This is a genomic window from Methylobacterium sp. GC_Met_2, assembly GCF_026540795.1.
In the GTDB taxonomy this organism is placed as follows: Bacteria; Pseudomonadota; Alphaproteobacteria; order Rhizobiales; family Beijerinckiaceae; genus Methylobacterium.
In genome coordinates this window covers 13,139-27,011 of sequence record NZ_JALNUM010000039.1, presented here as the reverse complement: position 1 = coordinate 27,011, position 13,873 = coordinate 13,139, and the positions used below count along the sequence as shown (strand labels likewise).

At 70.3% G+C, this 13,873-nt stretch carries 15 protein-coding genes; 7 read left to right on the top strand and 8 right to left on the bottom strand.

What is annotated here, in order from left to right; translation table 11 throughout:
- Position 1: 1 nt before the first annotated feature.
- The gene (locus OXS49_RS15095) at positions 2-1,432 is read right to left on the bottom strand and encodes a hypothetical protein (protein ID WP_267425304.1); all 1,431 of its coding nucleotides are present in this window, start codon (positions 1,430-1,432) and stop codon (positions 2-4) included.
- Between the two features lie 372 nt (positions 1,433-1,804).
- Between OXS49_RS15095 and OXS49_RS15090 the strand changes: the two genes are divergently transcribed.
- From OXS49_RS15090 to OXS49_RS15065, 6 genes are all read left to right on the top strand, one after another.
- Positions 1,805-2,203 (top strand): DUF3775 domain-containing protein, encoded by a 399-nt coding sequence (locus OXS49_RS15090; protein ID WP_243999059.1) that lies wholly within the window; start codon positions 1,805-1,807, stop codon positions 2,201-2,203.
- Positions 2,204-2,221: 18 nt separating this feature from the next.
- Positions 2,222-3,505: a phosphatase domain-containing protein gene (locus tag OXS49_RS15085; RefSeq protein ID WP_243999219.1), complete on the top strand. Its 1,284-nt coding sequence runs from the start codon at positions 2,222-2,224 to the stop codon at positions 3,503-3,505.
- 211 nt (positions 3,506-3,716) lie between these two features.
- Positions 3,717-3,974 (top strand): hypothetical protein, encoded by a 258-nt coding sequence (locus OXS49_RS15080; RefSeq protein WP_243916667.1) that lies wholly within the window; start codon positions 3,717-3,719, stop codon positions 3,972-3,974.
- A 53-nt stretch (positions 3,975-4,027) separates the two neighbouring features.
- Positions 4,028-5,194: an MFS transporter gene (locus OXS49_RS15075; protein WP_267425301.1), complete on the top strand. Its 1,167-nt coding sequence runs from the start codon at positions 4,028-4,030 to the stop codon at positions 5,192-5,194.
- Between the two features lie 65 nt (positions 5,195-5,259).
- Positions 5,260-7,455 (top strand): primosomal protein N', encoded by a 2,196-nt coding sequence (locus tag OXS49_RS15070; RefSeq protein ID WP_267425300.1) that lies wholly within the window; start codon positions 5,260-5,262, stop codon positions 7,453-7,455.
- A 77-nt stretch (positions 7,456-7,532) separates the two neighbouring features.
- The gene (locus OXS49_RS15065) at positions 7,533-7,895 is read left to right on the top strand and encodes an STAS/SEC14 domain-containing protein (RefSeq protein WP_091719129.1); all 363 of its coding nucleotides are present in this window, start codon (positions 7,533-7,535) and stop codon (positions 7,893-7,895) included.
- Positions 7,896-7,901: 6 nt separating this feature from the next.
- Here the strand turns inward: OXS49_RS15065 and OXS49_RS15060 are convergent, their stop codons facing one another.
- From OXS49_RS15060 to OXS49_RS15035, 6 genes are all read right to left on the bottom strand, one after another.
- A complete protein-coding gene (locus OXS49_RS15060; protein WP_267425298.1) occupies positions 7,902-8,291 on the bottom strand; it encodes a hypothetical protein in 390 nt (129 codons plus the stop codon).
- A 373-nt stretch (positions 8,292-8,664) separates the two neighbouring features.
- Positions 8,665-8,871, bottom strand: a complete 207-nt coding sequence (locus OXS49_RS15055) for a Trm112 family protein (RefSeq protein ID WP_243999067.1) — start codon at positions 8,869-8,871, stop codon at positions 8,665-8,667.
- Between the two features lie 12 nt (positions 8,872-8,883).
- Positions 8,884-9,549, bottom strand: coding sequence for an LON peptidase substrate-binding domain-containing protein (locus OXS49_RS15050; RefSeq protein WP_243925252.1), 666 nt, complete (start codon positions 9,547-9,549; stop codon positions 8,884-8,886).
- Between the two features lie 251 nt (positions 9,550-9,800).
- Positions 9,801-10,715 (bottom strand): thioredoxin, encoded by a 915-nt coding sequence (trxA, locus tag OXS49_RS15045; protein ID WP_243999069.1) that lies wholly within the window; start codon positions 10,713-10,715, stop codon positions 9,801-9,803.
- 85 nt (positions 10,716-10,800) lie between these two features.
- On the bottom strand, positions 10,801-11,268 hold the full coding sequence (locus OXS49_RS15040; RefSeq protein ID WP_267425296.1) for a hypothetical protein: 468 nt from the start codon (positions 11,266-11,268) through the stop codon (positions 10,801-10,803).
- A gap of 130 nt (positions 11,269-11,398) precedes the next feature.
- Positions 11,399-12,376 (bottom strand): glutathione S-transferase family protein, encoded by a 978-nt coding sequence (locus tag OXS49_RS15035; protein WP_267425293.1) that lies wholly within the window; start codon positions 12,374-12,376, stop codon positions 11,399-11,401.
- Between the two features lie 237 nt (positions 12,377-12,613).
- Between OXS49_RS15035 and OXS49_RS15030 the strand changes: the two genes are divergently transcribed.
- The gene (locus OXS49_RS15030) at positions 12,614-12,844 is read left to right on the top strand and encodes a hypothetical protein (RefSeq protein WP_243925248.1); all 231 of its coding nucleotides are present in this window, start codon (positions 12,614-12,616) and stop codon (positions 12,842-12,844) included.
- Here the strand turns inward: OXS49_RS15030 and OXS49_RS15025 are convergent.
- Positions 12,838-13,800 carry a hypothetical protein gene (locus tag OXS49_RS15025; protein ID WP_267425290.1) on the bottom strand — a complete coding sequence of 321 codons (963 nt, stop codon included), beginning with the start codon at positions 13,798-13,800 and terminating at the stop codon, positions 12,838-12,840. The two genes, OXS49_RS15030 and OXS49_RS15025, sit on opposite strands and share 7 nt — an antisense overlap.
- Positions 13,801-13,873: the final 73 nt, after the last annotated feature.

Here is a 13,873-nt window from a genome sequence, read left to right as displayed (position 1 = left end):
CTTATTGCGCGTCGGTCCGGCGCACCGTCCACGTCGCCCAGTAGACCGGCCGGCCGTAGAGGCTCGACGTGTCGCGGCCCGACGCCGTGGGGGCGAGCCGGTCGAGCCAGGTCAGGAAGCCGCCTTTGTTGGGGTAGATCGACGGCGTATCGAGGTTCCCTTGTGCGTCCGTCATCCAGAAATGGGCGCTCCGGTCGAACCGGCCGCTGCCGTCGCCCCCCGAGCGCAGGCCGAGATAGGCCGGCGAGCGGCCTGCCTCGATCGGGTCGGCGTAGAGCTTGAGGGCGCCGATCCCGTCGAGATTCATGTCGGCGGTGTATTGCAGGCAGATATCGGCCACCGGGCCGCCCGGGGCGTTGGCCGGCCTCTGGCAGGAGTACGACACCGCCCAGCGCTGCATGCCCTTGGCGCGGGCCACCCGCACGAGGCTCCCCGGCGGCAGCGGACCGGCGAGCTTTTTCGCCACCGACCAGACTTTCGGGCCCGACAGGTCCTGTGCGGTGCGCAGGTAGAGTCCCGTGCGCCGCTTCTCCGGGGCGAGGCCGCAATCCTCGGGCAGCACGTCCGTGTAGACGTAGTGAAAGGTGCGATCGACGATGCTGATCGAGCCTGCAAGCCCGTGCGTCTCGAAAGCCGGGGCCGTGCAGGCCGAGGCTACCGGCTTGCCGGTCGCGTCGATCACCGGCGCGGGCGTCGGCGGGTCGCTCCGCCCGCGGCCGGACTTCGTGCCGCCCTTGGGCTCGAACGGCGTCCAGGCGAGCCCGTAGCCGTCGGCGGCGCGGGTGCGGATCTCGAAGCTCTTGAAGTCCAGGGTGCGGGCCTCGATCTGGACCCGGCGCCGGACATCGGCGGGCGCCTCATCGGACTGAGCCGGCCGCCGCCGCTGGCGCGTCGGCACGTCGTCCTGGGCATCGTCCTGGGCGTTGGCCACGCCCACCCGCTCCTGCCCGAGCAGGAACACGTAGCTGTAGGCCTCGCCGGCCCAATCGCGGCCGGCCACCGCGATCGGGTCGCGTGGGCCGATCCCCTCGGCGGCCGGTGTCGGCTCGGACCAGCCGCGGGACTTCGTGCGCTCCTCCGGCAGATCGACCCAGAAGCGGTCGGCCGTGGGCGGCAGCGTCGTGATCAGCGCCTCAACGGTGCGCCCCGTGCGCAGGGACCCGCCGTCCCGACTGTCGATCGCGCGCCGCTCCGGGCAGGGCTCGTCGCGGCGGCTCGCGATCGGGGTCTGGCCCTGAAACAGTGTCTGGATCGGACCGGGCGCCTCGGTTCGGGGAAGCCGCAGGATCTGCACGCCGCGCACGAAGGCGCAGGGCGCGGGCGCGATCAGCACGCCCTCGGCCTCCGAGCCGTCGCGGCAGATCTCCAGGCCCCCGCCGCCGGTGACGTAGCAGCTCGGCGCACTGCCCTCGAAGCCGGCCGGACGGGCCATCGCGCCACCGGGCGCAAGAAGCCCGGAGGCAACCAGCGCGCCGAGGCCGCTCAAGGTCGGGACCAGCGCCCGCTGCCCCCCGGCAATGGGCCGGGAAGAGCAATCATGGACTTGAGATGCGACGCGATCGACGGGCGATGTGAGGGCAGTCTTCTGTGAAACCACGTCACTCGCCAGTCTTGATCCGGTCGTCGGAGAAGTCGCGTCGGCTCTAGCCTACGGCCACGGGGCCGGAAAGGGGCGCGGACCACGCATGCACGGTTCGATGAGGCGCGGTTCGATGAGGATGGGGCGAACCCGGCGCCCGCTCGCCCGTTGTCGCCGCTTGAGGGCCCCGCGGGCCCGACCGTTTCAGCGTCCGGAGCACACCGCATGGATATCGCCGTCGAAACCGTCACCGACATTGTCTTCCGGCTGCGCGCCATCGCGGTGAAGGAGGGCGACACCGATCCGGATTCGGGCTCGAACCCGATCGACGACGGCTCCACGGACGTCCTGATCTCCGGCACCGACGATGCCACGGAGGAAGAGGTCCGCGGCATGATCGCCGGGCTCGACGACGATGCCCGCGCGGAGCTGCTGGCGCTGCTCTACATCGGCCGCGGCGACATGGAGCCTGAGGAATGGGGTGAGGCTGTGCGCTTCGCCCGGGAGCGGGAGGCGGCTGGCGACGGCGCCGTGAAGGAACTGCTGGGCGCGCCCGATGCCGGTGACCTGCTGGAGGAGGGCCTGGATGCGCTGGGGCTGAGCCCCGAGCTGCCTCAGGCCTGATCGACCATGGCGTCCCGCATGGGCGCCCGCGTGCGCAGGGGCGCCGGCAAGGCGCTGCGCGTCCTCGTCCGGCCGGTCCGCCGGGCGCAGGGCCACGGCGGCAAGGGCCGCGGCGGGCTCGTTGTCGAGTCCTATCGCGGCTACGGCTCGCGGGAGGCGATTTTCCTGATCGGGCGGGTCTTTCGCCAATCCCCCGGTATCCCGGGGGAGGATCCGGATTCCCTGCGGGCACAGTGGCGCGACCTGCGCCGCCGCATCGCCCGGCGGACCGTGGCGGGGGCATCCGTATCGGCCCGGTTCGGCGGGGATGCGGTCCGGGTCGAGACCGACCGTGACGGCTATTTCCGCATCCACCTGCATCCGCACGATCCACCGGCGGAGCGGGCCGCGTGGCATCCGGTCGAGCTGGTCCTCGAAAGCGATCCGCCGATCCCGGCCGAGGGCGCGGTGTTCATCCCGCCCGAAAACTGCCGCTGCGTCGTGGTCAGCGATATCGACGACACGGTGATGCGCACCGGCGTCGCCAACAAACTGAAGATGCTCTGGCGGCTGTTCGTGGAGGATGCCGACAGCCGGGTCGCCTTCCCGGGCGTCGCCGCCCTGTACCGCGCCCTGCATGCGGGCGTCGGCGGCGCGGACGGAAATCCGATGCTCTACGTCTCCCGCGCCCCCTGGGGCCTCTACGAGATGCTGTCGGAATTCTTCCAGCGGCACGGCATCCCGGCCGGGCCGGTGCTGTTCTTGCGGGAATGGGGCCTGTCCTGGACCCACCCGCTGCCGCGCCGGGCCACCGACCACAAGCAGGCGGTGATCCGGCACATGCTTGGGCTCTATCGGGACCTGCCCTTCGTGCTGATTGGCGACAGCGGGCAGCACGATCCGGAAGTCTACGCGCAGATCGTCGAGGAGAATCCCGGGCGGGTTCTGGCGGTCTACATCCGCAACGTGTCCCGCGATTCCGGGCGTGTCGAGGAGATCGTCCGCCTCGCCGGTGCGGTCGCCCGGGCGGGGTCCAGCCTCGTGCTCGCCGCCGACAGTGTCGCCATGGCCGAGCACGCCGCCGCGATCGGCCTGATCGCCCGCGAATCCGTGACTGGTGTCGCCGATGAGCACGCCGCTGATGCCGAGACCGGGCCGCGCCGGGAGACCGCCCGGATCACGCCGGATCCCGCCGGACCGACAGCGGAGGCCCCGATCGCACCGGAGGCGATCGCTGAGGCACTGGCAGGCGACGGCGCCGTGCCGGCGACCCTGGTGGTCGAGCCGGACCGCCCGGCCACGCTCCCGCGGCTCGACGCCTGAACGCGCCGCGTATCTCAGCCGAACCGCTGGCCGCGTCGAATGCGTCCCACATGGTCCGGTTCGTTGACGCCCATCGCGGGGCTGACAGCTGGTCCTCACGCAATGGTGCAATGCAGCATCGCGATTGGATGGGTTCACATCCGGGTTGCGATGCTTAGGTTCGGCCGCTCGCATGCTGGTCCATGCTCGTAACATCCGCTGGAGCGCATCCGTGCAAACCTACACCCTGGCGATCGCCGACGGCGTCCTGTTCGCGTGCCTGCCCGACGAGGCCGACATTTCGGCCGCGATCACCGACGCGACCGCCACGAATTACGGCTTCGGCCTGAGCCTCGACATCGTCCGCGGCGCGACCCTGACCGATGCGGCCCGTCCCGAGGACGAGGTGGTCTGGCAGGAGAGCCCCGACAGCGAACTGGTGGACGCGCAGGGGCGCCGGTATCGCTTCGCGGTCCGTCGCCCCTGCTGACGGACCAGCATCGGCCCTGACACACGGGCCCGCACCGGTGCTACGCTCCGCCCATGGGGGCGGAAACGGTCAGCACGCGGAGGGGCGGCCTTGTCGGCTTCCTCGTCCTCTACGGCACACTTTACGGGGCCTACGGCGTTCTCTCGCCGATCCTGCCGGGCTTCCTCGCGATGCGCGGCCTCGATTCCGGCGCGATCGGGATGCTGCTCGCCGCAGCGGGCGCCCTGCGCCTCGTCATCGGCCCACTCGCAGGCGCCTGGTCCGACCGGCGGCAGGCGGCCCGGACGATCCTGGCGGCGAGCCTCGCCGCGGCCAGCCTCGCCGTCCTGGCCCACCTGCCCGGCATCGGGTTCGCTCAGTTGATCGGGCCGGCCCTGCTCTACGCGGCCGGAACGGCCGCCCCCGCTCCGCTGGCCGACGCACTGGCGCTGGCCGCCGCGCGGGGCGGTGCAGCCTTCCAGTATGGCTGGGTCCGTGCCGCCGGCTCGTCCGCCTTCATCGCGGCGACCGTCGCAGCCGGCTGGCTGATCGCGGCGCTCGGCCTCGCGGCTGCCCTCTGGGCGAGCGGCGCCCTGTTCCTCGCGGCGGCTGCTGCTTCCCTGGCCCTGCTGCCGTCCGACCGGGCCAGGTCCGTTGCCGCCGGGCCGCCCTGGCGGGGCTTCGCCGCGCTCGTTGCGCTCCCGCGCTTCCGTCTCACGGTGCTGGCCGCTGCCCTGGTGATCGGCGCCCACGCCATGCATGACGGGTTCGCCATGATCCTGTGGCGCTCTGCCGGGATCCCGGCCGGGGTCGCGGGCCTGCTCTGGTCGGTTTCGGTTCTCGCTGAGGTTTTGGTCTTCCTGCTGGCCGGACCGCCCCTCCTAGCTCGAACCGGGCTTCCGGCTGGCATCGCGGTGGCGGCCATCGCGGGCGCGCTCCGTTGGGCGGTGCTGGGCGCTACAGTCGTGGTGCCCTGGCTCGCCGCGGCCGAGGCGCTGCACGGGCTGAGCTTCGCACTCCTGCACCTCGCCTGCCTGGGTCTGATCGAGCAGACCACGCCGCCGGAGCTGCGCGCCACCGCGCTCGCCCTCTACGGGACCCTGGGGCTCGGACTGTCCGGCGTGCTCGCGACCCTGGCCTCCGGGCTGCTCTACGGCGCGTTCGGGGCGCAGGCCTTCTGGGCGATGGCGGGCTTGAGTCTCGCCGCCCTGCCGCTGGTGCCCGGCCTGCGGCCGCGCTGAAGCCACGGGTTCTTTTTTCGAGCCTGTGGTACGGACCCGGAACGGAGCCGCCCGAAAAGCCCAGTATGCCGTCTGTCGCCGAGATCCTGATCCCGCTCGCCCTCGACACGCCCTACAGCTACGTGGCGCCGGTCGGGCTCGAACTCGCGATCGGCGACGTGGTGCAGGTGCCGCTGGGGCCGCGCGAGATCGTCGGCGTCGTCTGGGGCCTCGCCGAGACAGCCGGCGGCTCGAATCTGCGGCCGGTGACGGGCCGCCTGCCCTACCCACCCCTGTCGGAGCCCCTGCGCAGCCTCGTCGACTGGATCGCCCGCTACACGCTGGCTCCGAAGGGCTCGGCGCTCGCCATGGTGCTGCGCCTGCCCGACGAGGCCAATGCCGCCGAGACGATCCGGGTCGCCGTCCGCCTCACCGACAAGCCCCCGTCCCGGCCGACCGCCGCCCGCACCAAGGTCCTGGCGGTCGCCGCCGACGGCGCGCTACGGGGCAAGAGCGCGCTCGCCAAGGAGGCCGGGGTCTCCGCCTCGGTGGTCGATGGGCTGATCGACGACGGCGTCCTGGAGACCGTGGCGGTCGAGCCCGAGCCGGTCGCGCCGCGGCCCGATCCCGCATTCCCGCGGACGCCGCTCTCGCCCGCCCAAGGCGATGCCGTCACCGCGCTGCTCGAAGGCTTCCCCTGGCACCGGCCGCCCGGCGAGCCGGAAGCGGCCGCCGATCCGAGGCCGGTCCTGTTGGAGGGCGTCACCGGGTCGGGCAAGACCGAGGTCTATTTCGAGGCGGTGGCGGCCTGCATCCGGGCGGGTTTTCAGGCGCTGATCCTGATGCCCGAGATCGCGCTCACGGCGCAGTTCCTGGACCGGTTCGCGGCGCGCTTCGGGGTGAGGCCGGCGGCCTGGCATTCCGGGATCGGCGGCAAAAGGCGCGAGCGCCTGCGGGCTGCTGTGGCCGAGGGCGAGGCCCTGGTGGTGGTCGGCGCCCGCTCAGCCCTGTTCCTGCCCTTCGCACGCCTCGGCCTGATCGTGGTCGATGAGGAGCACGAGACCGCCTACAAGCAGGAGGACGGCGTCCACTACCACGCCCGCGACATGGCGGTGGTGCGCGGACGCCTCGAAGGCTGCCCGGTGGTGCTGACCTCCGCGACGCCCGCCATCGAGACGCGGGTGAACGCGGCGCGTGGCCGCTACCGGCACGTGCTCCTGCCCGAGCGCTTCGGCGGCCGGCAGATGCCCGATATCGCGGCGATCGACATGTGCCGGGACCAGCCCGAGCGCGGGCGCTTCCTCAGCCCGCCGCTGGTCAACGCGGTGAAGCACACCCTGGAGCGCGGCGAGCAGGCGTTGCTGTTCCTCAACCGCCGGGGTTATGCGCCGCTGACCCTGTGCCGGGCCTGCGGCCATCGCTACCAGTGCAAGAACTGCTCGACCTGGCTCGTGGAACACCGGTTCCGCCGGGCGCTGGTCTGCCACCAGTGCGGCTACGCCGAGCGCCGGCCGGAGGCCTGCACCGAGTGCGGCACCTTCGACAATCTCACGGCCTGCGGACCGGGCGTCGAGCGCATCGCCGAGGAGGCCACCGAGCTGTTCCCGGACCGGCGCATCGTCGTCCTGTCGAGCGACTTCCCCGGCGGCGCCGAGCGCCTGCGGCAGGAACTCGACGCCGTGGCGGCCGGAGAATGCGACGTCGTGATCGGCACCCAACTCGTCGCTAAGGGCCACAATTTTCCGTTCCTGACGCTGGTCGGCGTGCTCGATGCCGATATCGGCCTGACCTCGGGCGACCCCCGGGCAGCGGAGCGCACCTTCCAACTGCTCCAGCAGGTGACCGGCCGGGCCGGGCGCGGCGAGAAGCCCGGCCGGGCGCTGGTCCAGACCTACCAGCCCGAGCATCCGGTGATCGCCGCCCTGCTGTCGGGGGATGCCGAGCGCTTCTACGCCGAGGAGATCCAGGCCCGCGAGGCGGCGGGACTGCCGCCCTTCGGCCGGCTCGCGGCCCTGATCGTGTCGGCCAACGACCGGGCCGTCGCCGAGGCGCACGGGCAGGCGCTGGCCCGCGCCGCAGACCCGCCCGAAGGCGTGATGGTGCTGGGCCCCGCCGAGGCGCCGCTTGCCCTGATCCGGGGGCGCTATCGCTTCCGGTTGTTGGTGAAGACCGAGCGCAACGTCGATCTCCAGGGGTATCTGCGCGCTTGGCTGGCCCGGGGGCCGAAGGTGCGCGGCAACGTCCGGGTCGCGATCGATGTCGACCCGCAGAGCTTTTTGTAGGAGACTCGTCTAAAGGGGCCGCGGACCTGGGCCGGACACCGGCTACGGGACGCGGGCGATTCCCGGAGGAGCGATCAGTGCTGACCTACACCAAGACGCCGGATTCGAATGTCGCCGAGATCGTGGTCGACGGGAAGATCACCGACGAGGAGATGAACGCGGCGATGACCGCCATGAAGGCCGACCTCGACAAGGGCGGCAAGATCAAGCTGCTCGAGGATATCCGCGCCTTCGAGGGCATGGAGCCCGCGGCGTTCTTCAAGGACCCGCGCTTCGGCATCTCGATGATGAAGAGCATCAGCCACGTCGCCCTGGTGACGGACGCCCCTTGGCTGAAGGCTCTGGCCGAGACCTTCAACTTCGTCTCGCCGACGCAGATCAAGGTGTTCGAGCGCGCCCGGCTGGAAGACGCGCGCAACTGGCTCGCCGCAGCGGCCTGAGCGCGCCTATTCGGCCTGCGCGGTGCGGGTATCGCTGCGCCGCGCGGTCCAGCGGCCGGAGCAGAGCGAAGACACTTTCCAAGTGCCCGCACCGGTTCCGGCCTGCAGCCGGCCCGTTCCGGTGCCGCTCGCCGTCCCGTTGCTGACGCTCAAGCCTACAACGCCGTCGGCGCCGACATGGCCGCTGACCCGGGCTCCGGCGCTGCCGGAGACGAGCTGCAGCTGCCCCTCCCGGATGGCCAGAGCGTAGCTGTAGCGGGCGTTGCACAGGCCACTCTCGGTCACCAGCTCCACCGACCACCGGCCGTTATGCGTGCCGGGTTCCGCGTACGCGGAGGCACAGATCGGCATGGACAGGCCGGCGGCGAGGGCCGCAAGGGCGATGGGCTTCAGCATGTAGAGCAATCTTTCAGCGATGCGGGTGCCGCGCTGGGCGCCACGCAGAATCGTCGATCGCAGATGACCCTACGCTGAACGCGTGGTGCAGCAAGATTATGGCCGCGGTCGTGTGCGGCGTGATCAGATCTTATATCTATATCGGGCCGGAAAGTCGACCCGAGGGCGACCTGATGCTTGGCCGTATCCTGCAGGAGGGCGGAGCGTTGCTTGTGCTCAGGCGGCTGACCGAAGATTTGAAGGGCAGGGTACGCCTCACCTCTCCTTACGTGACGGGCGGGACGCGACGGAGCTGTGCGTCCCCTCCCCCGCAGAGGGGGGAGGGAGAGACGCAGCAAACGCTGTTCGTCTTCCCGCAGACGCCCGCCTCGGCTCAATCCATCAGCGGCCGTGCTTCCTCGGGCAGCATGATCGGGATGCCGTCACGGATCGGATAGGCGAGCTTGGCCGAGCGGCTGATCAGCTCCTGGCGGGCAGCGTCGTATTCCAGGGTGTCCTTGGTTAGCGGACAGACCAGGATTTCCAAAAGCTTCGGGTCGACGCGGGTCGCCTCGACGGGGGCTGTCAGCTCGTTGCTCATCGTGCGCGAAACCTACTGCATCGTCGATTCGGGGCCTGCGCCACGAATCAGTTCCATCTGGGTGACCGCGATCAGGATCTCGGCCCGGGTCTTCAGGTCGGGGGCTTCCAGCATCGCCTGCTTCTCGCGGACGCCGAACGGACTCATCATGCAGAGGGCGTTGACCAGCGCCTCGTCGGGCGCCTCGTCGATCCCCGCCCAATCCACCTTCAGGTCGTTCGAATCCACGAAATCGCGCAACGCCTTGAGCACACCCGCACGGTCGACATGCTCCTCGCCCGCGCGGGGCGCGAAGTCCACCGCGAAGGTGTCGTACGAGACGTGGCAGCGCCGGTACAGGCTGGCGGAGGCCAACTCGCTCTCGATCCGGAAGCGGCTGACCCCGGTGAGCGAGATCAGGTAGCGGCCGTCGCCGGTCTCGGCGTATTGCGTGATCCGGCCGGCGCAGCCGACGCGGTAGAGTTTCGGGTTCGTGGCGCCCGAGTTCTCGGGATCCGGCTGGATGATCCCGATGATCCGGTCGGTGCGCATCGCGTCGTCGACCATCGCCAGATAGCGGGGCTCGAAGACGTTCAGCGGCATCTGACCGCGCGGCAGCAGCAGCGCGCCCGAGAGGGGGAAGACAGGGATCACCGCGGGACAATCCGCCGGGCCCTTGTAGCTTGATTGGGTGCTCATGGCGCCTCCCGGAGGGACTAAGCAGCGTTGCGTCGGGGGGCCAACGCAACGTTGCTTAGTTTCTTGGCCGCTCGCAGGTTTTTATCGCAAAACCGGCGGCCACTTGTGCGAAACCTGCTTGGGGCGACGTCCCCGATCGTCGCGCGATCCGGTTCGCCCCACGGCCTTGCTGTAATGCGTTCGCCCGCGCCGAACCAAAATCCGCCCGGCGAAGAGCGCCCTGACGGGTACCCCGGTCGCGGGACGACGCCCTACGAGAACAGAAGCGTCGAGAGCTTGCGCCGCCCGCGGATCGTGTCCGGATCCATCACGCCCCAGGCCTCGAAGAATTGCAGGAGCTGCTTGCGCGCCCCGTCCTCGTTCCAATCCTTGTCGCGCTTGCGCAGCTCGATCAGGTGGTCGACCGCCTGTCCGCGCTCGCCCCGGGCGGCCAGCCCCAGGGCAAGGTCGAACCGCGCCTGATGGGCGTCCGGATCGGCCTCGACCGCCCGCTGCAGGCCGGCGAGGTCTCCGAGCGAGGCAGCCTGCTCGGCGAGCTCCAGGGCGGCGCGGATGCCCGCGAGCGCCGGGTCATTGGCCTTCGCCTCCGGCACCATCGCCATCACGCGCTTGGCGTTCTCGACCTCACCGGCGTCGAGCTGCATCTTGGCGAGGCCCGCCAGCGCCGGCACGTTGTCGGGCTGCTGCTCCAGAACCGCCGCGTAGATCTCGGAGGCGCCCGCGAGGTCGCCCTCCTCGATCAGGGCGGCCGCATCCGCGAGCGCGGCCTCGACCGGATCCTCGGCCGGCCCGGCGATCCGCCCGATCAGCTCCTTGATCTGGCTCTCCGGGACAGCGCCCATGAAGCCGTCGACCGGCTGACCCTTCTGGAAAACGATCACCGCCGGAATCGACTGGATGCCGAGCTGACCCGCGATCGAGGGGTGCTCGTCGATGTTCATCTTCACCAGGGCGACGGCGCCCGCAGCCTCCTTGACGACCTTCTCCAAGACCGGCGTCAGCTGCTTGCAGGGCCCGCACCAGGGCGCCCAGAAATCGACCAAGACAGGCCGGTGCATCGACTCGGCGATCACATCCTGACGGAAGCTCGCTGTGGTCGTGTCCTTGATCAAGGAGCCGGTATCGACGGCCGAGGGAGCGCCCCCGGCGAGGCTGTCATTAAGCATCGGTCTAGCTTCGGAACCTTTTTGCTGGAGGCTGTTAAATGGGGCTTGCAGGCCCGTCTGACCAGTCCGGATCGGGCGACCCTGCTTAGTGAGCTGGCGAGGAGGCCGGCGCTCCCGCGGCGGCTTTGGCGGCCGTCACGAAGGTCCCGGCGAAGGGGCGCCCGTCCGCCGCGCTCGCCTCGCAGGTGATCGCCGTGCGCCCCGGTTCCGGTGTGGAAAAGCGGCAGGCGCCGATCGCCAGCGTCGGAGCGGCGTCCTTGCCGATGGTCACGACGTTGATCGGCTGCAGCGGGTCGGACTCCTCAGTCGCCTCCTGCTGCGCTCCGTTGCCGCTGAAGCCGATCGTCTGGCCGTCCGAGGTGGTGAAGTCGAAGCTCGTGCGGTTGCGGCTCACCGCATTGGTCAGGACGTTGCTGCAGGCGGCGCTCAGATCCTGCGTGCCGATCACGAGCTTCTCGCAGGTCCCCTCCAGCCGCAGCGCCGCCTGGGCGTGCGCGGAGGCGGGCAGACTGGACAGGGCGCAGAACAGGGCAAGGCGCAGACGATTCGTCATGGCGTGTCGGGCATCCTCCGGTTGAAAGCCGAACTAGGCCCCGCGCGCCGGCCGTCGAGGGCCGGGGCTTGGCGGACGGTCGTCGGGCTGCCGGACCAACACGGTCGGGTTCACGTGCCGGGCGTTTCGGTTACGCCGCGAATCGGAGCGCTCGGTCGTTGGGCGCAGAAAGATCGAGCTCCGGCCCGAGCGGCACGATGCCGGTCGGGTTGATTGTCGGGTGGCTCTCGTAATAGTGCCGCTTGATGTGTGTGAGATCCACGGTGGGCGCGACGCCCGGGAGCGCGTAGAGATCGCGCAGGTAGTTCGACAGGTTGGGGTAGTCTGCGATCCGGCGCCTGTTGCACTTGAAGTGGCCGACATAGACCGCGTCGAACCGCACCAGGGTGGTGAACAGCCGGACATCCGCTTCGGTCAGCCGGGCGCCGCACAGGTATCGGCCGCGGTCGAGACGCGCTTCCAGGGCGTTGAGTTCCGCGAACAGGGCCTCGAAGGCGTCCGCGTAGGCCGCCTGCGCGGTGGCGAAGCCAGCTTTGTACACGCCGTTGTTCACCCGGTCGTAGACACGGGCGTTCAGCGCGTCGATCTCGGGGCGCAGATCCTCGGGATAGAGGTCGGGGCCGGTGCCGCCGAAGGCGCCGTTCAGCATCCGAAGGATTTCGGCGGATTCGTTCGACACGATCGTGGCGCGCTGCCGGTCCCAGAGCACCGGCACCGTCACGCGGCCGGTATAGGTCGGTTCCGCCGCCAGATAGACCTCGTACAGGCGTTGCGCGCCATGGATCGGGTCCGGTGTCGCACCCGGCGTGTCCCCGAACACCCAGCCCTCCGCGCCCATATGCGGATCGACCACCGAGACGCCGATCGCCGCCTCCAACTCCTTCAGGGCGCGGCCGATCAAGGTCCGGTGGGCCCAGGGACAGGCCAGGGAAACGTACAGGTGGTAGCGGCCCGGCTCTGCGGGAAAGCCGCCCTCGCCCGAGGGCCCCGGCGAACCGTCGGCGGTCACCCAGTTGCGGAAGCTTGAAGCCTTCCGTTCGAACCGGCCGCCCGTGGCGGCGGTGTCGTACCACTGATCGCGCCAGACGCCGTCCACCAGAAGACCCATCGTCGTATCCCGTCCCGTATCCCGTCCACGCGCGATCCGTCGCTCAGATGGGTCTCGCGGCGTTTGGGGAAAGACGCCGGTCGCATTTGGGCCGGCGCGCGATGCGTTCCCAGCGGCCCGCGATTCCTGCGCAAGGCAGGCTTGCGCGTGCCCTTCTGTTGCAGTGCAGCAAAATGCGCCATCTCTCGATCCGGCGCGGTCGGACCGGCCGAGTGAGACCTGTATGGAGATGGAGTGATGACGTTCGCGCTGGTGCCCGTCGCCGAGGCGGCGCTGTTCACGTTCGGATGCCTGGTGATCCACGCTCTGAGACGCCATGCGGACGTGGTCACGGCGACGTTGGCCTGCCTCGCGACCCTGCTCGTCCTCATGATCGGGATCGCCTACGCTCCGGAATCCTTCGCCAAGTATCAGGCGGCGAGCATCAACGACTTCGCTGTCATGGACACCGCGACCGCGATCTACTGATCGGCCGCCGATCGCGCCTTCAGGCCGCCCTGCCGGATCCGCGCCAGTCGTCCGCCGGTGCCGCGCTGGCCCGCGACCGTGACGTCGAAATCGTCCTTCGGCAGGCGTGCGAGGAACCGCTCCGCCACCTCGAACAGCAGGATGTCGGGGCGGACGCGCTCGATGTAGGTCCAGTCGAGGCCTGACGACCAGATGAAGTGGACCTCGCTGAAACTCTCGGCGAGGAGCCCGGTCAGCATGAACGGGTCGAAATGCGCGCAGGAATCGCCGAACAGGACGAGCCGGCGCGGATCGGCGGTCGGCGCATCGTTCCGGTAGACGACATGCGCGCCGACATGCACCTCCCGGTCGCGCCCCTCCGCCTCGTAGGCGGCCAGCAGCGGGCCGGTTTCGACCCGGCGTGAATCGCGCTGCAGCATGAACCGCTCGATGCGCTCCCGCGGCCGCTCACGGAGTTTCTCGCCGAGATCCATCAGCTCGTCCGAGTCGATCTGTGGGCGTGCCCCGATATCCGCCGGCGGGATGGCGCCGAGGACCCGCATGATCTCGCGGTAGGCGAGCAGGCAGCCCTGCAGGGTCCAATGGGTGTCGGTGCGCAGATAGAGCGGCACCGCCCCGCTCCGGGCGGCCCGGAGCGGGGCGAGGAGATCGAGATAGGCGGGGTGACGGGCGAGAAGCCTGGCGAGGCGGCGGGTCGAGGCCTTGGCCGGGTCGTAGCGCAGGCCGTCGGTCCTGTCGTCGTAGACCGAAAGCTTCTCGGGCACGATCACGTGGAGGCAGCGGATGCCGTGCCGCTCCGCGCGTCGGGCGCGGGCCCGGATCAGCCGCGCCCAGCCCCGCAGCAGCAGCCATTGGCGCAGACCGCCGCGATAGCGGTCGAGGACGCGGTTGGTGCCCCCGATGAGAAACAACCAGCCATCGCGGCCGACATGAACGCTCTCCCTGCCTGCAGACATGGCGGTGCTTTAGCCGCACCGCGACCGGGCGACTAGGCCGGACCCGCGACGTGCAGCTCCGCGTTCGACAAGG